This is a genomic window from Mucilaginibacter lacusdianchii (genome assembly GCF_009770985.1).
GTDB classification, from domain to species: Bacteria; Bacteroidota; Bacteroidia; order Sphingobacteriales; family Sphingobacteriaceae; genus Mucilaginibacter; species Mucilaginibacter lacusdianchii.
This window is the reverse complement of record NZ_WSRW01000005.1, coordinates 93,876-115,468: the sequence shown is the minus strand read 5'-3', so window position 1 is coordinate 115,468 and position 21,593 is coordinate 93,876. Positions and strand designations below refer to the sequence as shown.

The 21,593-nt window shown below is 46.8% G+C and carries 21 protein-coding genes and 2 pseudogenes; 15 read left to right on the top strand and 8 right to left on the bottom strand.

Annotation, left to right across the window (positions count from 1 at the left end):
- Positions 1-458: 458 nt before the first annotated feature.
- Positions 459-617 (bottom strand): hypothetical protein, encoded by a 159-nt coding sequence (locus tag GPM24_RS20155; protein ID WP_158829178.1) that lies wholly within the window; start codon positions 615-617, stop codon positions 459-461.
- A 412-nt stretch (positions 618-1,029) separates the two neighbouring features.
- Between GPM24_RS20155 and GPM24_RS20150 the strand changes: the two genes are divergently transcribed.
- Positions 1,030-1,431: a hypothetical protein gene (locus GPM24_RS20150; RefSeq protein WP_158829176.1), complete on the top strand. Its 402-nt coding sequence runs from the start codon at positions 1,030-1,032 to the stop codon at positions 1,429-1,431.
- A 636-nt stretch (positions 1,432-2,067) separates the two neighbouring features.
- Here the strand turns inward: GPM24_RS20150 and GPM24_RS20145 are convergent.
- The 3 genes from GPM24_RS20145 to GPM24_RS20135 all read right to left on the bottom strand — a co-directional run bounded on the left by GPM24_RS20145 (position 2,068) and on the right by GPM24_RS20135 (position 5,073).
- On the bottom strand, positions 2,068-2,955 hold the full coding sequence (locus tag GPM24_RS20145; RefSeq protein ID WP_158829174.1) for an NAD(P)H-binding protein: 888 nt from the start codon (positions 2,953-2,955) through the stop codon (positions 2,068-2,070).
- Positions 2,956-2,984: 29 nt separating this feature from the next.
- On the bottom strand, positions 2,985-4,049 hold the full coding sequence (locus GPM24_RS20140; protein ID WP_158829172.1) for an alkene reductase: 1,065 nt from the start codon (positions 4,047-4,049) through the stop codon (positions 2,985-2,987).
- 79 nt (positions 4,050-4,128) lie between these two features.
- Positions 4,129-5,073, bottom strand: coding sequence for a helix-turn-helix transcriptional regulator (locus GPM24_RS20135; RefSeq protein ID WP_233268914.1), 945 nt, complete (start codon positions 5,071-5,073; stop codon positions 4,129-4,131).
- 357 nt (positions 5,074-5,430) lie between these two features.
- Between GPM24_RS20135 and GPM24_RS20130 the strand changes: the two genes are divergently transcribed.
- The 3 genes from GPM24_RS20130 (at position 5,431) to GPM24_RS20120 (ending at position 10,236) form a co-directional block, all read left to right on the top strand.
- A complete protein-coding gene (locus GPM24_RS20130; protein ID WP_158829167.1) occupies positions 5,431-7,452 on the top strand; it encodes a sensor histidine kinase in 2,022 nt (673 codons plus the stop codon).
- A 115-nt stretch (positions 7,453-7,567) separates the two neighbouring features.
- Positions 7,568-8,722 carry an acyl-CoA dehydrogenase family protein gene (locus GPM24_RS20125; RefSeq protein ID WP_158829165.1) on the top strand — a complete coding sequence of 385 codons (1,155 nt, stop codon included), beginning with the start codon at positions 7,568-7,570 and terminating at the stop codon, positions 8,720-8,722.
- Positions 8,723-8,775: 53 nt separating this feature from the next.
- Complete coding sequence (locus tag GPM24_RS20120; protein ID WP_158829163.1) at positions 8,776-10,236, top strand: sensor histidine kinase; 1,461 nt, start codon at positions 8,776-8,778, stop codon at positions 10,234-10,236.
- 98 nt (positions 10,237-10,334) lie between these two features.
- On the opposite strand, the gene GPM24_RS20115 is transcribed toward GPM24_RS20120, so the two are convergent.
- The 3 genes from GPM24_RS20115 to GPM24_RS20105 are packed head-to-tail and all read right to left on the bottom strand — an operon-like array spanning position 10,335 to position 13,069.
- Positions 10,335-11,531, bottom strand: a complete 1,197-nt coding sequence (locus tag GPM24_RS20115; protein ID WP_158829161.1) for a GAF domain-containing sensor histidine kinase — start codon at positions 11,529-11,531, stop codon at positions 10,335-10,337.
- A gap of 56 nt (positions 11,532-11,587) precedes the next feature.
- Positions 11,588-11,833: a sensor histidine kinase gene (locus tag GPM24_RS20110; RefSeq protein WP_158829159.1), complete on the bottom strand. Its 246-nt coding sequence runs from the start codon at positions 11,831-11,833 to the stop codon at positions 11,588-11,590.
- A gap of 9 nt (positions 11,834-11,842) precedes the next feature.
- Positions 11,843-13,069: a PAS domain S-box protein gene (locus GPM24_RS20105; RefSeq protein ID WP_158829157.1), complete on the bottom strand. Its 1,227-nt coding sequence runs from the start codon at positions 13,067-13,069 to the stop codon at positions 11,843-11,845.
- Positions 13,070-13,352: 283 nt separating this feature from the next.
- Between GPM24_RS20105 and GPM24_RS20100 the strand changes: the two genes are divergently transcribed.
- The 7 genes and pseudogenes from GPM24_RS20100 (at position 13,353) to GPM24_RS22245 (ending at position 18,370) form a co-directional block, all read left to right on the top strand.
- Positions 13,353-13,601 (top strand): hypothetical protein, encoded by a 249-nt coding sequence (locus tag GPM24_RS20100; protein WP_158829155.1) that lies wholly within the window; start codon positions 13,353-13,355, stop codon positions 13,599-13,601.
- A gap of 267 nt (positions 13,602-13,868) precedes the next feature.
- Positions 13,869-15,188: a TonB-dependent receptor family protein gene (locus GPM24_RS20095; RefSeq protein ID WP_158829153.1), complete on the top strand. Its 1,320-nt coding sequence runs from the start codon at positions 13,869-13,871 to the stop codon at positions 15,186-15,188.
- Positions 15,172-15,396, top strand: a complete 225-nt coding sequence (locus GPM24_RS20090) for a hypothetical protein (protein ID WP_158829151.1) — start codon at positions 15,172-15,174, stop codon at positions 15,394-15,396. Before GPM24_RS20095 ends, GPM24_RS20090 begins: the two co-directional genes overlap by 17 nt.
- Before the next feature lie 56 nt (positions 15,397-15,452).
- A pseudogene (locus GPM24_RS20085) lies at positions 15,453-15,692 on the top strand (sensor histidine kinase); the annotation flags it as partial.
- A gap of 422 nt (positions 15,693-16,114) precedes the next feature.
- Positions 16,115-17,239, top strand: coding sequence for a sensor histidine kinase (locus tag GPM24_RS20080; RefSeq protein WP_158829149.1), 1,125 nt, complete (start codon positions 16,115-16,117; stop codon positions 17,237-17,239).
- Positions 17,240-17,545: 306 nt separating this feature from the next.
- Positions 17,546-17,812, top strand: coding sequence for an ATP-binding protein (locus GPM24_RS20075; protein WP_158829148.1), 267 nt, complete (start codon positions 17,546-17,548; stop codon positions 17,810-17,812).
- Positions 17,813-18,013: 201 nt separating this feature from the next.
- Positions 18,014-18,370: pseudogene (locus GPM24_RS22245) on the top strand (BLUF domain-containing protein).
- A 228-nt stretch (positions 18,371-18,598) separates the two neighbouring features.
- On the opposite strand, the gene GPM24_RS20060 reads toward GPM24_RS22245, so the two are convergent.
- Entirely contained in the window at positions 18,599-19,294 is a 696-nt protein-coding gene (locus GPM24_RS20060) for a sensor histidine kinase (RefSeq protein WP_369409715.1), read from the bottom strand.
- A gap of 24 nt (positions 19,295-19,318) precedes the next feature.
- On the opposite strand from GPM24_RS20060, the gene GPM24_RS20055 reads away from it, so the two are divergent.
- From GPM24_RS20055 to GPM24_RS20040, 4 genes are all read left to right on the top strand, one after another.
- Positions 19,319-19,543 (top strand): hypothetical protein, encoded by a 225-nt coding sequence (locus GPM24_RS20055; RefSeq protein WP_158829140.1) that lies wholly within the window; start codon positions 19,319-19,321, stop codon positions 19,541-19,543.
- Between the two features lie 76 nt (positions 19,544-19,619).
- Positions 19,620-19,964, top strand: coding sequence for an RNA recognition motif domain-containing protein (locus GPM24_RS20050; protein ID WP_158829138.1), 345 nt, complete (start codon positions 19,620-19,622; stop codon positions 19,962-19,964).
- Positions 19,965-20,021: 57 nt separating this feature from the next.
- Positions 20,022-20,444 carry an Imm63 family immunity protein gene (locus GPM24_RS20045; protein WP_158829135.1) on the top strand — a complete coding sequence of 141 codons (423 nt, stop codon included), beginning with the start codon at positions 20,022-20,024 and terminating at the stop codon, positions 20,442-20,444.
- 407 nt (positions 20,445-20,851) lie between these two features.
- A complete protein-coding gene (locus GPM24_RS20040; protein ID WP_158829133.1) occupies positions 20,852-21,583 on the top strand; it encodes an ImuA family protein in 732 nt (243 codons plus the stop codon).
- Positions 21,584-21,593 lie beyond the last annotated feature (10 nt).

The window sequence follows — 21,593 nt, the reverse complement described above, 5'->3', positions numbered from 1 at the left end:
GCGGTGAGGGAGGGATTCGAACCCATCTACTAACCGATTGTATTTCAATATTTTAAAATCCTAAAATTCTACTACTCCCTAAACTACTCGCTGTTTATGCAAGCGCTTAAATCGTTTATAACACAAAGATAATCAATACGGTACCATTTGCAAGGTTCGAAGTAAAAAACACCTTGAACTTTGAGAAGGCCTGCTCAACAGCTAAATTTATAAGTAAATCGGATAATTTTCCCTTGGTAACATCATCAAAATTGAGAACTGACAACTCCCGCAGATCACTACCAGTGTAACTTAAGCTTAGAAAATCATATACATCTCGTTACGTTGATTTTTGAAGCGCAATTTCTTTACTCCGATTAATTGCAAGGAGGAGGTGTTTAATACGATTATAAAACATAACGTTCTAATTAATACCAAATTAGCGGCATGTAAAGCAAATATCATCAAAGACATTAGCATTACTGGTCTTGTTGTATAGCGGTTAAAAACGACAAAATCAACTGCAAGAAATTCTCCGGCTGTTCTTCTGTAATATAATCCCACAATTCGCAATGCTCAATCTGAATCGCATTGTTAGCGGACAGTTGGAGGATGCACCACAGATCTACTATGATCAAGATAGCTGGGTGACTGTTCAATAGTATCAAGCATACAATGGCGAGCACCTGTTAAGTTAATGGTCTAATTTGAACAGGCATTTCATAATATTATATTACACTTACTAGAGGCAGACGCCTTGAGCCGCGTTTGTACAGACAGGGACGGCAATAAACTCAATTGGATTTTTTGATAGAAGATTATGTCCGCATTTGCAAAATCATTTAAAACAACTAATAATCACCCCAGATCAAAAACATGCATTTTTACACATCGCTAATTTTTAGTAATTATATGATGCGTTTGTTTAAACCGATTCTGATAGCCTTGATGTTTTCGCTTGTTGCCATTAATAGTAATACGTAAGCACACTATCTAAAAAGCAATGAAATTGCACTTTTTAGTTTTAAAACAAAAGGCGGCAAGATACTGATGTTAGTCTTAGACAGTGCTGACAAATATATCGTCTACCGGTTTGGTAGCCCTAGTCACATCGACTTAGAATACCCGAAGGACCTTAGCAACAGTTTCGAAAAATTTAAAAGACTCTACTACACTAGATACGGCGGTTACCCCAACGCCGGAACGGTAATCAGCCAGGTGGAATTTGTAAATGAAGGTTACACTTATAAGCTTTTTGAACAGTTATTTACTTTGAAAGAAGATGAAAGGTATGAAATTGGCGTAACGGTAGAAAATAATCTAATCGGCAAGGAAACCAGAATAGACGGTATCTTGAAGACCGAAAAAGGTGGTTTGCTAGGCTTAAAAGAATCAGCATTAATCAAGTTATCCAGTGGACCTTTGGACATTGATTTCTTGATTCACATTTGAAATCTTCAAATCCTGCTTTTTACAACGCCAATACAATCAACAGTATGAGTGTCACCATCCGGACCATAACACCAGTATTAAAGTAAGTCGTTGATAAGGGAAAGGTTTTATTTTGAGCTCTGTAACTGATCTGGTTAGACCTTAACTGTTTGACGTATTTAATAAGAACGGATGGAAATTGATGGCCGGCTTGATTGTTTTTATCGTTAGCTTCTTTTTGCTTAAAGCATGCAGCCCTTGATTTAAGTGGTCAACATAAAGGGCGGTTAACTATCTATTCGGCGACGTATATTTTCTTTTTAGGAATATCGATAGCCAAAACTTTACCAACCAATCTATACTGGTTTTGTCTTCATAAATTAATCCATCAACAAATGCAACATCAATCCCTGCCAGTTGACGTAGGTTGTTCAACGTCTTTAATTTGGGTAGCTTACCGATATAATAGTTGTTTTGTCGGAGGTTTTCAAGAGGCGGCGGAAACGAGTATTTTTAATGTATAGCCATCAAGTTTATAGCGACGCTGCCTGAATGATAAGAATAACTATTATCAACACATCCTGCCATTTATTAAGCAGCAACTCTGTAAAAGCTTAATCTCAACACTTTTTTTAAGTTGCTGCCGGTAAAATGATATTAAACTTGTATGTACATGTTCTTGAACTCCTCCGCAAACTGTTCCAACTTAACCTTTCCGGTCACATTGCCGTCTGCGCTGAAGAAGTCGTTCATGATAAGGCCATTTTGCACACCTTGTCCCATTTCCACAATGAGGCCGACTAACTCCGCAGACATGCCTGCCGACAACATGCCTTGCTTCAACTGCTCATCTGGTATCGCTGTCCAGATCAATTCCGGTTTGCCTATAGCTGTGCCGAACAACGCGGCAAGCTGATCACCGGTTGCCACATCGCTCACTAAATATTTTACTTCAAAACCATCTCCTTTAGCCTGCAATTCTTCAGCTATTGCTAAAGCCAGATCATTTGGGTGCGTTAACGCCAGCCTGATATCTCCGCTGTAATTATTACCGAAGATGTTCCGGCTTTTGATCTGCATAATGTCCCTTAGAAAATTCACATAAAAAAATCCAGAGCGGATGACGGTTATATTAACACCATTAAGCTGGCGGTAGATATTTTCAACCCGGTGAACACCTTGTATCGGGCCGCTGCCCGACTCGGCATCTGCACCCACACTGCTTAGCAACACTACCCGGTTGATACCTGCTGCTTGGATGGCATCAGCATAAGCCTGACCGGCATCCGCTATATTTTGTATAAAGTTGCTGGTACCGATGGATGGCGGCATCATGGTGTAAACGGCATCAGCACCGCTGAATGCCCGGGTAAGAAACGCTGCGTCGCTGATGGAACCTACGGCAGCTTTAGCCCCTAATGCCTCAATGTCCCTCACTTTGTCATCTTTGGTGGTGATGACGGTAACATCATGACCGGCTGCGATCAGTTGTTTCACTAATGGCTGGGCTACATTTCCTAATGAGCCTGTGGTGGTAATTTTCATGGTTTTGTATGTTTTAAAAAGTTGAATGATTAATTGAGTTCCGGGTAATCGGTGTAGCCCTGTTCGCCGGGCGTATATAAAGTGTTATAGTCTGGGTCGTTTAAGGGCTCGTTTTTTTCTATCCTCCTCATGAAGTCCGGGTTAGACAAAAAACTTCTCCCGAAGGCCACCAGGTCGGCCGGTCCGTCATGCAACATTGCCTCAGCTGTTTCTGCGGTAAAGCCGTTACAATAAATAATGGTATTGGTAAAAGCTTCGCGAATAGCGTGGTGTGTCTTTTGCGGGATACCGGGGTTGTTAGAGATGTGCAGGTAAGCAATACCCAGTCGGTTCAGTTCCTGAGCCAAATAAACATAAGTGTCGTGAACTTCGTTTTCTTCATAGGCGAGCATACCATTAGTTGTTAGGTATGGCGACAGGCGAATAGCAACCTTATCAGCACCGATCATTTGCGAGGTCTTTTGCGCTATCTCCAGCATTAAACGGCTGCGGTTTTCTATAGAACCCCCATAGTTGTCCGTCCGGTTATTCACGTGTGGGTTCAGTGATTGCTCCAGCAGGTAACCATGGGCACCATGCAGTTCCACGCCGTCAAAACCGGCGGCAATGGCATTTTCTGCAGCGCGCACATGATCGTCAATGATGCGTTGTATACCATTAGCATCTAACGCTGTGGGCGCCGAATATTCAAACATACCCGTTTCGGTGTAGATCTCACCGGCACCTTGGATGTCCGACATACCAACCACCTCGTAACCTTCAGGCAAGTTGCTGCTGTGTGCCACACGACCAGTGTGCATCAGTTGCACAAATATTTTAGAACCACCCTCGTGTACGGCATTGGTCACCAGCTTCCAGCCTTCTATCTGTGCATCAGTGAAAATACCGGGAATACGCGGATAACCTAAGCCTTCCGGACTTGGCGAGGTACCTTCGGTAACAATAAGCCCTGCACCCGACCGCTGCTTATAGTAAGTGGCCATTAATGGATTGGGGATGTTATTGATGGCGCGGCTGCGGGTCATTGGTGCCATCACCACATGATTCTTTAATTGTAAGGTGCCTTTGTTATACGGCTGAAATAACTTTTTCATTTTGCAGTGTTTTTGATTACACTACAAAGTTGCCGCTAACTACCGCCTGATAATAGCAGTAAAAGACGGAAAAACAGTCCTATCCGGCAGACCCGTATTTTTTGGGCTTCAGGCCGTAATGCCTCTCAAACAAGCGGCTGAAGTGGCTAAGATTGGTGAAGCCTAACTCATAACCAACCTCGGCAACTGAGCGCTTGCCTTGTTTAAGCATAAAAGCCGCTTCTTCCATACGTGCCTGTTGAAAATAGTTATAGATGGTATCGCCAAAGGCTTGCTTAAAAAGTTGTTTCAGTTTGGTTTCGCTCATGGCGGCTATCCGGGCTAACTCATAAAGCACAGGTGGTGTGCTCAGGTCGCTCAAAACCTCGTCACGGATATGCAGCAACCTGGCCGCATCGGCGCTGTTGATATTTTGGTGTGGTATGCTTTCGCGTTTCGATAATTTTTCAAACAGCAGGTAGAGCAGCTCCTGAACCTTAAAGTGCATATAAAAACGGCTTAAGCCATTATTCATATCTACTGCCCCCAAGTTCCTTTGCAGCAGGCGTATCTCTGCCGTCATCTTTTCCAGGAAAAGAAACGAATTTCCAGTGCCGGTAATGGTTTCGATAGTAGTGTTCGGTTCATCTAAAGCGAGCAAACTTTTCAGGAATGTTGGAGAGATAGCGATGACCATGTAATGGATCATGTAACCTGCCGGGAAGCGGATGGTAGAATTCAGATCGTTGGAGGTCACCTGAATCGCCGATTCGTCCCGCTCGGAGAACTGGATATGCGGATCGGTACCGTAAGTAATTCCCAGCGGCTGTTCGTTGCTGTAAAAGAAAATAGTGATCAATTCATTTCCCTGGCCGGAGGCATTACGCTTGATGATCAGGTCTTCTTTCAGCACATAATGGTGCAGGGTTATCTTAAACTCCGGTCCAAACGAAAGCTTGCGGATAGATCCATTCCCTAATTGCTCTGGGATAAGCATCGAATCATTCGCTACTGTTACGCCGATGTGCCGCGCGAAGTAGGTCATGAAGTCGAAATCCGGTGTGGCGTCGAAGCTAAAGATCAATTCGGGTATAGTTTGCCTTAAAAATACAAAATATAACAGCTGTGCTCATCACTGTAAGCCTGGCTACGCTGTCAAAAGTGGAGTATACGGTAGCATTAACCACTTGGCTCGAAAAGTAGTGACCACCTATTACGAAACATTTTGACCATCTTAAGTACTTGGATATGATGCTTAAGTTAAACTCCACTGCACAAAATTAACGGCTTAAATGAGCCCGGAGCGATATAGTCAATGGCTTCTTATTATCCTCCCGCAAAACAAGTTGGTTAATAACTGTTATACTTAAACAAATCTCTTGCTTAGTCCTCATCGTTTACTATGCCTGATACCGCCACCTATCAAATCTTCACCGCCTGGAGGATTTCTCTTGTGTTTGCCTTAGTTTCATCGGTGATTGGTCTCACCGGTTTAAGTGGCTGGCTGTTTGGTAACGAATTTCTGAAAAGCTTTTTATCAGACGGCGCTACCATGAAGATCAACACTGCGCTGCTCATGATCATGGGCGGAGTAGGTCTTATTTCCTATATCAAAGGATACTTTGGACTAGCCCGTGTACTGTCAGTTCTGGTCATGCTTTTAAGCATAGCTGTTCTTATTGAACAACTTACCGGTTTCAATCTGCATATTGATGAATTCTGGATGAAAGATTTGGCAACAAATGCCAGGCTGGAAGCGCCCGGCAGGACCTCGCTGCTGACGGCGCTGAATGCCCTGCTGGCGGGATTGAGCTTGATGATGCTGACCGCAAAGCGCTACCAAACCGCACAGCTTTTTGCTACCTGTGTGTTCATCCTGGTTTACTTCTCTTTGATGGGCCACTTATTTCATATCAGCGGCTTTTACCGGTTGGGCAGGTTTTCAGGCATAGCCTTTCATACTGCGCTGGCATTGCTATTTCTTGCAGCCGGGCTGCTGATAGCTGAACCGCGCAGGGGATGGATAAGCACCATCTACGAGCGGCTTATCAGCCAGAACTTGCTGGTTTACGTGTTGAGCTATTTTTTAGGTGCTGCGCCGTTACTCGCAGCTTTGTATTTATTTGTTATCCAAAAAGGCGACCTATCCCCGGCATCGGGTATCGTGGTACTAATCACACTTTCGGCTATCGCCATTTTACCGGTCGCCTATTTCTTGCTCCGCCTTATTGACCGGATGGGAGGCGATCTGAGGGTGGCCAATCAGGAATTGGCTGCTGCCAATGAAGAACTGGCCGCCAGCATTGAAGAACTCCGGGTAACTAATGAAGACCTGGTAGAAACTAATGAGAAGCTCGTAGCCTCTCGGCAGGAAGCCCTGCAGTCGGAACAAATACTAAGAATCGCGATGGAAGCCGCAGATTTCGGCACCTGGCATATCGACACGCAAACCCGGGAGCTGATAGCCAATGCCCGTCTTAAAGAACTGTTTGGATTTTATCCCCAGGAGAATGTAACAGTTGCCGGCTGCATTGCACAGATCACCGATGATTATCGTGAAGCCGTCAGCACAGCTATTGAGCATGCCATTCAAGACGGCGGTAATTATGATATTACCTATACCATTGTGGGCTTCCATGATGGGCATACCCGGTGGGTACGGGCGATTGGAAATTTAAAGGTGGATCAGACTGGTGCTTACAGCGCCTTTACCGGTATCATGATGGACATTACCGAGCAGAAAGCAGATGAACTGCGTAAGAATGACTTCATCGGTATGGTCAGCCACGAGTTGAAAACACCGCTCACTTCCCTTACTTCGTTAGTGCAGGTACTACAAATGAAACTTAAAGCCTTCCCCGATAATTTTATCCCGGGCGCCATTCAGAAAGCAGATATTCAGGTCAGGAAGATGCGAACGATGATCAACGGCTTTTTGAACGTCTCACGTTTGGAATCAGGCAAAATCCTGATTGATAAACGCAGTTTTGACCTGGATCAATTGCTTGGCGAACTTAGTAAAGAAGCGGAATTAATTTCTCCTGGCAGTATAATTCGGTATTCACCCTGCGGCCCGATTATGCTCAAGGCGGACCGGGACAAAATGGAATCTGTCATCTCGAATCTGTTAAGTAACGCGATCAAATATTCACCCAAAGGGAGTCTGGTAGACGTGGAATGCCATGCAGGTGAACACGATGTCAAGGTAAGCATCCGGGATCAGGGAGTCGGGATTAGAATAGAAGACCAGGAACGGATTTTCAAACGTTATTTCCGGGTAGAAAGCAACGCGGCACATGTATCAGGGTTTGGCATTGGCCTTTACCTCAGCGCCGAGATCATTTACCGGCATCAGGGCAAGATTGGTGTCGACAGCGAAATCGGTAAAGGCAGCACCTTTTATTTCAGCTTGCCAATTCTATGACTTTTGCGCTGAGCTACCTAATCATAAAATCATATTTGGTACTTCAATCATTCAGGATGCTCCGGTAAATAATCCGATGGTGCTTTAATGAACTATAATTCAGATATTAGCGGCTATGGAAATGGAAAAGCTGGTGCGCCAGGCAGCCGTGATCGGCAGGGAAGTGGCAGCTGAAGAGGCGGTGCTGGCCGATAAGCAGGGTACCTGGGTGGAACAAACCATGAAGGCCCTGCAATTGTCAAAACTGACGGGCTTAGTTGTGCCGGAGATGTATGGCGGCTTGGGCCAGGGTTTACTGGCCCTGGTCAAAGTATCTGAGGAGTTGGGCAAATCGTATTCCTCGGCAGGCCTTTGTTTTGGCATGCACTGTGTCGGCACGGCGGTGATAGCTGCTAAGGCTACCCCCTTTCAGCAGGAACAATACCTGGTGCCTATTGCTGAAGGCAGTCATATCACTACGCTTGCCCTGAGTGAATCCGGTACGGGCGCGCACTTCTACTTTCCCCAAACGCCATTGATTGCTGTAACCGATGATGAGTTTCTGGTGACGGGCGACAAAAGCTTTGTGACCAACGGCGCCCACGCAGACTCGTATGTGGTATCCACGCTGGGTGCCAGCGCGGAGGCAGAGGCCGACCAGTTTTCCTGCATTTTGGTAGATGGCGGTACTTCCGGCCTTTCCTGGGGACAACAATGGGACGGTTTGGGTATGCGCGGCAACTCGTCAAGAACCATGCACCTGGAAAATGTCCATTTATCCGGCAGGCAGATCCTGGGTGAAAAAGGCGATCAACTCTGGTATGTCTTCAATGTGGTCGCGCCTTATTTCCTGATGGCGATGGCAGGCACTTATCTGGGCATTGCCGAGGCTGCCCTGCAGGAAGCCAGAACAGCGTTGAGCAAGCGCCACTACACTCATAACGGTGCCTCGCTGGCTGGGGTATCCTTGTTACAGCACCGGCTGGGCACACTCTGGTCTGAGGTGGAACGCACACGCCAGCTGGTTTACCATGCGGCTATGGCGGGTGACCGGAATGCGGCTGATGCCATGCTTTGTATCCTGAGCGCCAAAGCAGAAGTCGGCCATTGCGTCATCAATGTTGTGAACGAGGCCATGACCTTAACCGGAGGGCAAGGTTATCAAAACAATTCGCATCTTGGAATGCTGTTAAGAGATGCAAGAGCAGCGCACGTTATGTCACCTACCACCGATCTATTATATACCTGGATCGGCAGGGTATTGCTTGATCAGCCTTTGTTTTCTGACTAAATCCAAATATCGTAAAGCCGGTGCCTAAGATACTCTACATAGGATTTGGAGAGATGATGAAAAGCCTGCAAAGCAAGCTGACCTCCGATACCACCCTGGAATTTAAAGAGATCATGCAATTGGGTACAGAGGTGCAAAGCAAAGCCCTCAACGAGGCGGATACGTTTTTGATCGGCCCGTATACGCTCGAGCCTGTAACGCAGGTACAGCGCGCCTTCCAGCAGGACCCGATGGTCTCTATCGTGCTGCTTGTCTATCCTGACCGGTATCAGCAAATCAAGCAGCGGATTCAGTTCGCCTATAATGTAGGCAAGCACGTGGTTTTTGTGCCTTACACCGCCGGTAAAGATATCACCAGCGTGCTGGACAACGCCGTACTGCGAACGCAGCAGCGTAAAAGTTTTGCCCGGCTGCAACAGCAGCAAACCTATCCGGCTCCTTTAGCCCGCGAAACTACTTTTCAGAACCTGGGAGTGTTTCTGGAAAATGCCCCCATTGGTGCTATTGTATTTGATGAAAACAAAAAGGTCCTGTCCGCAAACTTCCGGGCCAAACAACAATTCCCCCTCATCGGTAGTCAACGTCACCGGGAAATCACCTGGGCAGATTTATTTCCGGAAGATACACAGCTACCCGACGTCCGGCTGAGCGAAGCGCAAACCGGCGAACCGCTGCATGACATTGTCAAGGTCAATAATCACTTCCTGGAAATCAATATTTCGCCGCTTCGGCTGGAGAAGGAAAAGCCACATTACTTACTGCTGATTAATGATGTGACCGATAAGATCAACGTCGAAAATCAGCTGAAAAGCAAAATAGATCAACTGGAGTTTCTAAACCAGGAACTGGACGAATTTGTCAACGTGGTGTCCCATGATTTTAAAACCCCGCTTACCTCGATCAGCCTTCTGGCAGAGATGGCCTTAAAAGAGAAATCGCCGGAAAAGCAGCTTCACTTTGTAAGCCAGATCAAGCAGTCTTCCACCAAACTGAGAGAACTGCTGAAAGGCCTGGCCACCCTGGTGGATACCAAAAAGGAACGGGCTGAAAAAATGGAGTATGTAAGTTTTAGTGAACGGCTGGATATGGTTCTGTCTGAATACCGGGCCTTACTGCAGGAAACAGGAGGTGAGTTTCACGCTGATTTTTCTCATGCTGCCGGAATGGTATACTTCAAGGCGCATATAGACAGTTTTTTAAGCAATCTGGTGACCAATGCCATCAAATACCGCAGACCAGATGTACCGCTTCGTATTGAGGTTAGCAGCCGGAAAGAAAAAGAATATCTGATCCTTAGCGTAAAAGATAATGGTACGGGCATTGACCTGACTAAAAACATGAACAAGCTCTTTCAGCCGTTCAAGCGGCTGACCAACCAGGGAACAGGCTCGGGCTTGGGCTTAAGCATCGTCAAACGGATGATTGAGAAAGATCAGGGGTACCTGGAAGTTTTCTCTGAACCCGGTCAAGGCACGGAGTTCAAGGCGTACCTGAAAGAGCAAGTGAAGTCGTAAACGCCCCGTTGGCTCCTCTTTCCACTTCAACTTAGGAGATAGAAGTGAGTATCAAAATGCGCCCAATTACTTTCTTTTTAGGGCACAGCCAGGCGGCCCTATCCTATTGTTTTCGGCAGGCGCAGGGTAAAACAAGTTGCCGTTTGATTACTGGTTACTTCAAGCGTTCCACCATGGGCACGCGCAATTTCAGCAGCGATGTACAGCCCCAAGCCCAAACCCTGCTGTCCCGGCTTAACCTCACCACGTGAGAACGGACGAAAAAGCCGTTCTCTGATCGTTTCCGGGATGGGTTCACCTTCGTTACTGACAGACAATAAAAATTCTTCTGCAGCGTGTCCCGCCCGGACCTGAACAGGCGCTTCCGGACTGCCATGTGAAAGTGCGTTACCTAACAGGTTAGAAAGCAACTGCGCAAGCCGGCTGCTGTCGCAATGGACGCAGCCTTGCAGGTTAAACGCCGTTTCGATGGCACGGTCTGGCCAGATGACTTCCAGTTCCGTAACCACATGGCTCAGCACCTCTTCCAGGTTCTCCTGCGCCTTGACGTCAAGCGTAATCCCTTCACCCAATCGTCCACGGGCAAAGTCCAGCAGGTTTTCAATAAGTCCGGTGATGCGGTAAGCTGCATCCTGAATTATCACCACAAATCGCTCGGCCTGCGGCGGGAGCTGCATGCGTTGCAGCACCCGGGCACTGTTGGCCACAGCGCCCACCGGGTTACGCAGGTCGTGCCCCAGGATGGCGATAAACTGCTCTCGCAGCGCTGCAATCTCCTGTTCCTCGGCTAAGCGGTCCTTTACGCTGTCGAGCTCCTGCAGATTATGCAGATGCTGGGCAATCAGGTTAGCATAGAGCTCAAACATACCCACGACCTCGGGCGAGTTCAGCCGGTTCGGCCTTGGGTCGATGGCGCACAGCGTGCCAAAGAAGCTGCCGTTGTTTAAAAAGATGGGGACAGATATATAGCTTTGAAACCCGTACATGGCCGGCGTATGATGGTTGCAGTAGGTCGTATCCTCGGCCACATGATCAATCACGACTGTTTCATGATGCTGCCTGATCTCATTGCAGATCGTGGACTCCAGCTTTAACTCCCCTCCCGGCTGCAGTCCGAAACCAATCTCGTCCTGAACCGCGCAGGCTATCCACTGTGAATCGGTTACCCGGGCAACGGCGGCAAAGCCCATGCCCGTTGAACGGCAGATTACCTTCAAAATAGAAGGAACAACCTCAATACGACTGATCAGGTTGATATCCCCGGACAGGGTATGATGTGTTAAGTTGGATGCCATCGTCGTGCTATAAGGTGACTAATATAGCAAAATGCGCTATAATCTTCCTGATTCGATTATGCCACCGGTAGGGTAAACCAGAAGATACTTCCCTTGCCAGGCTCGCTTTCGACGCCGATCTGTCCGTTATGCCGGCTGATAATCTCTTTACAGATATACAGGCCGATACCAAAGCCTGCGATGGACTGGGTTTGCTGTCCTTCTACGCGGTAGAACCGGTCAAACAATTTTGCCTGATCCTGGAGCGGTACGCCCATCCCTTCATCTCTCACGCTCACCATGGCGTATTTATCCTTTGTCACACAAGCGACCTATATTGTTGTAGAATGGGGTGAATCTTTAATCGCGTTACTGATAAAGTTGTTAACCACCTGCTCGATTTTGTCTTTATCCGCATGTACCCAGGTTTCCTCGACCGGCGCAAAAATAATTTGATGGGACCCGGCTTCTGCGATCAAACCCTCTTCTACATCTTTCACCAGTCCGGCCAGGTCAAACGGCCGTTTGTCAATGTGAATCTGCCCGGCTTCTAATCGTGACACGTTTAAAAACCCGTTGATCAGGGTCGTCATCTTCCCCAGTTGCTTACCCGCCCGCTCCAGCATGCTGGCCGTAATCGGATCTCCACAGGCCGCCAGTTTCTTCTGGGAAATCTGCACATAGCTGATGGTCGAAGTGAGCGGCGTTTTGAGCTCGTGACTGACCATCGAGATAAAATCATTTTTACGCTGTTCATTACGCTTTTGCTCGGTAATATCAGCTAAAGTGCCCGAGAAAATGGGCGTTTCGCCTTTTCGGGCAGCAAAGCGCATTCCCGTAGCACTGACCCACCTGAGTTTACCGTCATGAAACCCGATCACAGGATACTGAATCCTGTAGCTTTCCCCATACGCAATCGTTCTATTGATTGCCTCGAGCACCTTCAGGCGGTACTCGTCCGTAACCTGAGCCAAAGCATCATCCAAAGACATCTCTTCCTCCGGATAGTAACCGAACAACTCTTTCGACCGGGGGGAAGTTCGCAGCGCTCTTGTTTCGGTATCCAAAAACCAGGTGCCCAGCTCAGCCGATTCAATAGCCAGTTGCAGCTGCTCTTCACTCGCCTTTAATATCTCGTTTACCGCCTGGACGCTTTCGGCAGCCTCCTGTGCCCGCTTTTCCTGTATGATTTTTTCCGTATTGTCGATGGCTGTAATCAAGACGCCGATGATGTCATCTTCGGCACTTTTAAAGGGATTGAGCCAGTAATCAAAGTGAACTGGCTGCAATATGCCCTCTCGCAAGAGCATGGTTGTGATGGCTTTGGGACCATGGAAAGGCTGGCCGGTCCGGTAAATATCGCTAATCAGAACAGAAAAATCCTGATGTTGTACTTCGGATAGGACATCGTGAAAGTTTTTGCCGACAACAGCACCAGTCGTATGCCATATGGACAGCATCGCGGCATTAACTGCTTTAACCGTATGCTCAGGGCCGGAGATAATAGCTGCTCCGACAGGCAGGGCATCGACCAGACTTTGTTCGTAACTGTACGGCATGTTTTCTTATCTATGAAACCACAATGCTTTTTGTGATCAGGCTATTTAAGCGGAACAAAAATGTTGCCACCAGCCAATAGTTGAATTTGCTTCCGTTCATTTTATACGTTTAAGATTTGCATTCTCTGGTAATTGATTCATTAACACAAAAGGCAAGATTTTAAATTACTAATTTAATTAAACGGCCAATTGAAGTTTTTAGACTTGATATTTCCATGGTGGCAGAAGTTTACTCTATATTGGAATACATTTTGTGCTTGTCTTTACACTAACTTAAAATTACTTGACCACTGCTGAAATTCACGATAAAGTTACCCGGCTGAAAGCGCAATCCGAAGCCTACAAAAAGAACCTGCTGCAATTGCAGCGCAACTTGCATGCGCTCCATAAGGGTTTGGCAAGCTTTAAACAGGATATTGCGCATACAGAAAACAATTTCCTGGCTCTGGTTGAAGGAAATACCAATACGATGGCGCATGCCCCATCGCTTATGCACCTGCTCCCGGAAGATGCCCGGCTGCTTGCCGTTTAATACAACACTACATATGTAAACACCCCGTGAGCATTGCGTAGTTAATACGACACAGCCATTATTGACCAATTTGCCCGGTCGGATTCCCTGTACTTCATCGTTGCACATTTAAAACCGCCGTGTAGGACCTTGCTCTCCGGCGTTAATCAGTTCTCCATTCGTTTGATCATATCTGATAGGGGAATAAGCTACAAAGGATAGAAAATGATAAAAAACAAATAACGCACTTATAATTCCAAATTGCCTATCTTCCTGTTTTGGAACTCAATGAAGAATGCACTGTTAGTTATAACCTGCCTGCTGATTACCTATGACACACAAGCTCAAAAGCATCAATTAACCGATACGCTGCAACTGGACACTGTTCCTGTTCGGGATGCCCGGTTAAAACATCTGCCTGATGTAAACGGCACTTATCTGTTTGCAGGTAAACGTACATTTTTGGTAACGCCAAATTCAGGAAGCGCAAATTTAGCTGCCAATAATGCCCGGACCATATTTGCCCAGGTACCGGGCGTTAATGTATGGGACATGGATGGAGCCGGTTTGCAAATCAACATCAGTACCCGCGGAACGGATGCCCATCGTTCTATTGAAACCAACATGCGGCAAAATGGCTATCATATCAACTCTGATATGTTTGGCTATCCTGAGGCGCATTATACACCGGCATTTCAGGCCATTGAAGCGATCCAGCTGGTAAGAGGTTCAGCCGCCTTGCAGTTTGGTAGTCAGTTTGGCGGGATGGTAAATTATAAAATGAAAGATGCTGATACCAGTAAGCTTATCAGTATAGAAAGTGAACAAACAACAGGCTCTAATAAATTTTTCAATTCGTTTAATGCTATTGGCGGACGAAAGGGTAAGATCAGTTATTACGCTTATTTCGACAGCCGAACCGGTGATGGCTGGCGACCTAATGCGGCTTTTAGTTATCAATCTATGTATGCTAATCTCAAATACCAGTTCAATAGCAAGGGCAGTTTAGCACTACAGTTTTCAAGAATGAATTACAGGCAACAAATAGCAGGTGGGTTGACAGATGCGCAATTTGAGGCTAATAACCGGCAAGCGACACGTGCCCGTAATTTTTTCAATCCCGAGATTAACATTCCGGCCTTGCTGTTTAATTACAACTTTAGCAATCATACCAAATTAGAGGTTACCTCTCACCTACTTATTGGTCAGCGTAATAGTGTTCAGTACATCAACAACGCTAATGTGCCCGATACTGTTAACAGAACGTTAAACACTTATAACCCACGTCAGGTTGACCGTGATTATTACCATGGCTTTACAACCGAAGCCCGTTTATTGCACCGTTACCAAGCGGGTAGTTTAATCAGTACCTTTTCTGCAGGTGTCAGGCTTTTTGAAGAACATACCCAAAGGAAGCAAAAAGGGACGGGTACTGTCGGATCCGATTTCGACTTGTCTTTGGTTAAGCCCTATGGTATTGACCTAAGCTTGCATACCACCAACTATGCAGCCTTTGCAGAGAATATCTTTCAAATCACACCGCAGTTTTCCATCAAACCAAGGCTTCCGGTACGAAATCATACACACCCGGATGAATGGTGTCATTAACAATGCAAGTTTTCCGATTTCCTACAAAGGCAACCGCAACTTCCCCTTATTTGGCACCGGCTTGCAATATCAGCTAACGCACTACACACAATTGTATGGCAATGTATCACAAGCATACCGGCCTTATTTATATGCTAACGTAACGCCCGCCGATCAATTGGGTGTAATTGACCCTAATTTAAAAGATATCCGGGGCTACTCAGCCTAGCAAACGCACTTTCTCATGGCAGCCCGGAAGCGCCTGTTCAGGTCTGGGCGGGACACGCTGCAGAAGAATTTTTATTGTCTGTCAGTAACGAAGGTGAACCCATCCCGGAAACGATCAGAGAACGGCTTTTTCGTCCGTTCTCACGTGGTGAGGTTAAGCCGGGACAGCAGGGTTTGGGCTTGGGGCTGTACATCGCTGCTGAAATTGCGCGTGCCCATGGTGGAACGCTGGAGGTAACCAGCGATCAAAAGGAGACCTGTTTTACCCTGCGGCTACCTACTGTCGACATGTCGTAACTGATTCTCAATAATGCTAAGAGCGCCTTGGACAGGCGGGATAAGTCAGCTCGTTTCAGGGCGTATGTAAAGCATATCTGTAAACCGACTTAAAATACTTCTTTACCGTGAATGGGCAAATCCGTTAATTTTAGCTTTCACGGCATGTGTTTGAGTAAGTTCCAGTTAAATCATCAGCCCATGAAAACAGCTACCGAAACGATTGAATGACGGAAAATATCGAATTCTTATGAAAAGCCATAAAAGGATTTGGCGGCCATTTGGCCAAGAGAGCCAGTACACCGATCAAGCTAGCAGCTTCATCTACCAGGTATCACTTGTTTTTTTTTTAGTATAGAAATTAACAAGGACCGCCAATCAGTGCGCTTTTCTGTAATTATGAACAGTTACCGCAATTATTTGTAGTTCATTAAATTACTGATTTGGATCCGAACTTTACGCCAGACTTAGCAGCAGAAAATGAAAAATTGCGCCGGCAGCTTACTGAACTGCAAGCGGCTTACCAGCGCCAGAAGCGCTTTGAAACAATTTTCAATGACTCACAGGTAGCGCACAAAGTGATCAACAGCGACCTGAAAATTCTGGAAATCAACCAGGCTGTAAGTGCTCTGCTGGGTTATGCGCCCGAGGAAATTTTAGGTACGGTCATTATGGACTATACCCATCCTGATTTCAAACCGCACTGGCAAACCTTACAACATGCGCTGTGGCAACGGAAAATCCCCGTTTTTGATCTGGAAACCTGTCTCATCAGAAAAGACGGCTCACAGGTGTGGTGCATGATTCACACTTTTCTCTTTGAGAACATGGGCGAAACTTTCGGGTGTACGCTACTGGAAGATATTACCGGGCGTAAGCAACTGGAGCGGCACAAGGATGATTTTATCAGCACCGTAAGCCATGAACTCAAAACCCCCATGACCTCGCTTAAAAGTCAGAGCCAGCTGCTGCACCGGCGCTTAAAGCAAAAGGGAGATGAACAATCGGGCAGGTTGATTTCCGGTATGGAAAAACAGATCAACCGGCTGACACGCCTGATTCATAACCTCGTGCTGGTATCAAAAATTGAAAGCGGTCACTTGCAACCAACCGTACAAGATTATGATATAGCCGAACTGGTTAGGGAGTTGGCAGATGAATTCCAACTGACCATGCCTGACCGGCAGATTGATCTGGACCTGCCTGATACGTTGATGGTGAAGGGCGACCGCGATAAAGTGCACCAGGTACTGTATAACCTGATGACCAATGCAGTCACTTTTTCTGCGAAAGGCGCACGGATAGATCTATGCCTGCAACAAAAAGACAACCGGGCGGTGGTTTGTATACAGGATTATGGCAGAGGCATACCCAAAGAAGACCTGCAACTCATTTTTGAGCGTTTTTACAAGGTGAAAACGCCAACCAGCATGGTAGAAGCCGGCATGGGGCTGGGTCTGTACATCTCGGCAGATATTATCCGGTACCAGGAAGGTGAGCTTTGGGTAGAAAGCACACCTGGCAAGGGGTCAAAATTTTGTTTTAACCTGCCCCTGTCAAATCTTTAACACGCGCCATGCAGATGAGCGGATGTATGGGAAAGACAGGGCTGTAAATCCACATCATAGCGAATCCTGCCCCAGTGGTATCTCAATGTAAAAAGTGCTGCCTTTCTTGACTTTGCTACCAAACCAGATGCGCCCGCCATGTGCTTCGGTAAGTGCTTAAAATAACCACATACCGAAATCTACCGATTCTTCGCCTATGAGTGGCGGATACGGTAGCTTTGACCACGTAGCCCGCATGCATTCCGAAACACTTCGACCAATTTAAATCCTTGGATATGATGCTTAAGCTTAACCTGCCTTCACACAATGAGCTGCTCAAAAGAGCCCGGAACGATATGGTCGACGTCTCTGTATCCTCCGCCAAACAGCCACAAGATATACCTGCAAACGGACTTGAAAGAACTAATCCTGAACGGCGACAGCCTGCGCATTGAACAAATCATCCTGAATTTACTGACAAATGCCATTCGTTATGCACCGGGCTCATTTAAAATTGATGTTTTTATTTTGATAGAAAATGGCGTAATGAAAGTTGGTGTACGCGATCGTGGTATAGGTATCCCTGAGGGTTAATCGAACGAACCTTTTTCCTGGTTCGACCGTACCACCGAAAAGAAAATTATTTCTCAGTTGGGTCCTGGCCTGAACTTATTACAATAAATTATTGAGCGCCACTATGGCCGTATTTGGACAGAAAGCCAGCCCGGAGAAGGCTCGGTATTTTATTATACGTTACCCATTGCAACCAGCGAAACTATGGACCTTTATTAACTTATCTATACCAGTGTGCCGACAAGGATAATGAACGATGCTGAATTAGAGGAACTGCTTAGCATTGCGAGAAAAGCTAATAGCCGCTTTGCTGTAACCGGCATGCTGATTTGCCTTCCGGAATGCTTTATACAGCTGATTGAAGGACCCAACAGGCTTATTTAGCAACTCTATATGAATATTCGGCAAGACAGGCGCCATTTTAAGGTGACCACCTTGCGTGAGGAACCAATAGACCAGCGCTTTTTTCCAGATTGGGCAATGGCTTTTAAGAAACAGGATACCGGTGAAACGTATGCAGAAATTCTCAGCCTACACGATGAAAAAGTGTTACGGTTGTTTGATATTCTGGATTACTGACCCCGTGAAAATTACGTCAATATTTATAAAATACTTGAATGAAAGACAACCATTAAAATTTTCGAGCGATAAACGCACAACTCATAATCCTCCGGTTGAGTTGCAAGCATTTTTACAAATCACCCTTCGTTATATTATAAATTGTGCTCATCGATCGTTAGCAGTACCCGTATCATATGTACAACTTGCCGCCTTCACAGCACATACATCATTTAGGGTGAAAAATTGTTAAGATTGTACCAAGCCGCTTTTGCCAAAACTCGAGTTCCTTTCCACAGCTTTGTCGAGTTCACCGGTTGTGGTTACTGCGTGCTGAACGGACGGCAACACTACAAAGAAACTTGTGCCACTGACATCGTTACACTGAAAGCCAATGGTCCCATTTTGTGCCTCTGTATACTCTTTACATAAAACCAGTCCCAAACCAACGCCTTTTTCGCACGCCGTGCCTACCGAAGCAGGTCCGTTCAGGTAAAATATGTTCGACGATAATTTGGCAGGAGTTCCATTTCCGCTGTCTTTAATGGTAATGATACAGCTTCGCTGTTCTGCTTTAGCAGTGACTGATATTGTGCCCCCATACGCAGTAAACTTTATGGCGTTATTCATCAGGTTGCGGACAACCAGTTGCAGCATATCGCCATTACCTAATACCTCAATGGTGGGATCAATCGAGATTTCTACCTTGATTCTTTTATTTCCGGCTATATTGATAAACAACAGAAGCTGCGGCGATAATAGCTGATATACATTCAACGGCACTAATTTAAATTCCAGGCCATCCATCTGGCTTTTTGACCAATTCAACACATTGTTGAGCAAATCAAGCGTACTCCGGGTTGATTGCAGCAAGTCTTTCTTGATGGCCATTCCTTCCTCTTCGCTGATATCCACTTCGGTAAGCAGTTCCAGGTAGTTTTGGATATTTGAAAGCGGACTCCTTAAATCATGCGAAATTATCGAGAAAAGCTTGCTTATTCATCATTTATCGTGGCAAACAAATCAATAAGTTGGCAATTGCTCCGCATTCAGCAACTGGAAGACGAGCATGGCTTTGGCCTGGTGGGCACTTACTATCTAGACTACCGCACCAAAATGGTTTATGCAGATAGAACCCTGAGTGCCATGTGCGGGCTTCAATATAATGCCGATGGATTTCACAGACTAGTTTAACGCTTCCGTAATGCATTAAGGCAAAAGAGCAGTTGGAACTATCTACTGTTTAATTAATTTTCTTATATTTCTAGCCATGACGAAACTTTTTACCGTAGGTTTTTCCCGAGATACCGACGAAGTGCAACTTGATGAACTCTTTAGCCAGCATGGACTAGTCAAAACGCTGACCATTGTCCGTGACCAGCAAACAGGAGAAAGTAAGGGCTATGCCTTTGTACAAATGCTGGATGAGGCCGGCGGAGAACGGGCGATCAAAGGGCTCGATGGCCTGCGAATAAACGGGCGTACGCTCAGTGTGCGCTATGCGGCTCAACCACATCAAAGCGGTGCGCAATTTTCCAAACCAAGCACGCCGAACGCTAGCCCTAAGCAGGTTAACGCTCCACGCAGTAAACGGCCACGTGTGCGCCGGAAATAGGTTCTTAACCCCGCTTTCCAAGCTATCCGGCTGTACTTTAAAATCGCTCTCACGCTGATGCAAGTTCATTATACCCTCAAAGATGTTCAAACCGTGGTACAGCAACTGGCCGAAAAAATCCAGGCCCCGCCAGATCTTCTGCCGACTTATGGTTATTCCAGAGATTTCGCTTATCCGCATATTGAAACGGACAGGCATGGTCAGCTGCATTTTGTGGTGATCGAGAGAGGGCGGGAGATTGATCGCAGGACAACCCACGACCTGGATGAACTGCTGTTCTGGATTTTCAGCGGCATCACCTTTTCAATGGCGGGCGATTACGAACTGCATCACCGGCAAAAAGGTCAGGATTGCCGGCGAATCCTGTTCAGTAAGCAGGAAGAACTGCTCGGTATCTTAAATCAGCGCTGGATGCAGCGAGAGCAGGTTGAACATCAGCAATTACTCCGGGATTATCCTTTTGATGACCTTGCAGGTTGACGAGCAGCGTACAGCCGGGAGCTTCGTGAATAGGGCTGCTGCAAAAAGAGATCGAGCGATTATCCCGCCAAAGTTACCCGGGTTAAAATAAATTTTCTGCTGTCCTACCTATCTGGTAAGCATCCCTCTGCCCCTTCCAACCGGCGTCCTGCCGGCAGACAGCTGCGTATTCCCAAAAGAAGTGTTAGTAAAATGTGCAGAACAGCACTTGCAAATACTAACTTTTTTAGCATATTTTTGTTGTTCATTCGTAAACGATCACTTTTATGCGATACCAGACAGCTTTCAGGCACCAATACGACGCCTCCATTTCCACTTGCGAAATATTTCATTTTAAGCGACTTGCCATATCAGCAGGCCAACAATTAAAATCAATCAACGGATGATGACCGTCTTAAACGAAGGATATGCTGGAGGGAAGAAAAGACATCATCAAGAGATTACAACAAGACATCCTGCAGTGGCAGGGCATCCACAGACCGGCGGATGACAGCCTTATACAGACAGGCCTGGGCGATCTGGAGCAGGCTTTTCCTGGCGCCGTTTTCCCTACGGGAGCGATTCATGAATTTTTGAATATGAAGCCGGAGCATGCAGCAGCCTGCGGCGGTTTTCTGGCCGGCCTGCTAAGCAAGCTGATGCAAGAAGGGAGCCCGGGATTGTGGATCAGCCGCTCGCGGCAATTGTTCCCCCCTGCCCTGGCCCGCTTCGGTTTGCGCCCTGAGCAGATCGTATTTTTGGATGTACGCACGGAGAAGGAAGCCTTATGGGCCATGGAGGAAGCGCTGAAATGTGAAGGAGCCGCTGCCGTCGTTGCGGAGGTCAGCGAGTTGGATTTTGCGCAGTCACGCCGGTTGCAGCTGGCGGTGGAACGCAGCCGGGTAACAGGTTTTGTGCTGCGTCACGACCCCACGGCGCTCAGCGCAACGGCCTGCGCCGCCCGGTGGCGCATCACCCCACTGCTTAGCCAGCCGGAGCCGGGGATGCCTGGGTTTGGTTATCCCAGCTGGCGGGTCGAACTCTTGAAGGTGCGCAACGGGAACCCGGGCATCTGGGAACTGGAATGGCGAAGGCGGCAATTTGTCAGCAGAAGCAGGGCAGCCGGCACCTTGGACGACACCGTTAGAAAGGTAGGATGAGCAGATGGCA

Coding starts and splice junctions, on each gene's coding strand:
- GPM24_RS20150 (WP_158829176.1), top strand. CDS start 1,030: ATGTTAGTCTTAGACAGTGCTGACAAATATATCGTCTACCGGTTTGGT.
- GPM24_RS20145 (WP_158829174.1), bottom strand. CDS start 2,955: ATGAAAATTACCACCACAGGCTCATTAGGAAATGTAGCCCAGCCATTA.
- GPM24_RS20140 (WP_158829172.1), bottom strand. CDS start 4,049: ATGAAAAAGTTATTTCAGCCGTATAACAAAGGCACCTTACAATTAAAG.
- GPM24_RS20135 (WP_233268914.1), bottom strand. CDS start 5,073: ATGACCTACTTCGCGCGGCACATCGGCGTAACAGTAGCGAATGATTCG.
- GPM24_RS20130 (WP_158829167.1), top strand. CDS start 5,431: ATGCCTGATACCGCCACCTATCAAATCTTCACCGCCTGGAGGATTTCT.
- GPM24_RS20125 (WP_158829165.1), top strand. CDS start 7,568: ATGGAAATGGAAAAGCTGGTGCGCCAGGCAGCCGTGATCGGCAGGGAA.
- GPM24_RS20120 (WP_158829163.1), top strand. CDS start 8,776: ATGATGAAAAGCCTGCAAAGCAAGCTGACCTCCGATACCACCCTGGAA.
- GPM24_RS20115 (WP_158829161.1), bottom strand. CDS start 11,531: ATGGCATCCAACTTAACACATCATACCCTGTCCGGGGATATCAACCTG.
- GPM24_RS20105 (WP_158829157.1), bottom strand. CDS start 13,069: ATGCCGTACAGTTACGAACAAAGTCTGGTCGATGCCCTGCCTGTCGGA.
- GPM24_RS20095 (WP_158829153.1), top strand. CDS start 13,869: ATGAAGAATGCACTGTTAGTTATAACCTGCCTGCTGATTACCTATGAC.
- GPM24_RS20090 (WP_158829151.1), top strand. CDS start 15,172: ATGAATGGTGTCATTAACAATGCAAGTTTTCCGATTTCCTACAAAGGC.
- GPM24_RS20075 (WP_158829148.1), top strand. CDS start 17,546: ATGAGCTGCTCAAAAGAGCCCGGAACGATATGGTCGACGTCTCTGTAT.
- GPM24_RS20055 (WP_158829140.1), top strand. CDS start 19,319: ATGCGAAATTATCGAGAAAAGCTTGCTTATTCATCATTTATCGTGGCA.
- GPM24_RS20050 (WP_158829138.1), top strand. CDS start 19,620: ATGACGAAACTTTTTACCGTAGGTTTTTCCCGAGATACCGACGAAGTG.
- GPM24_RS20045 (WP_158829135.1), top strand. CDS start 20,022: ATGCAAGTTCATTATACCCTCAAAGATGTTCAAACCGTGGTACAGCAA.
- GPM24_RS20040 (WP_158829133.1), top strand. CDS start 20,852: ATGCTGGAGGGAAGAAAAGACATCATCAAGAGATTACAACAAGACATC.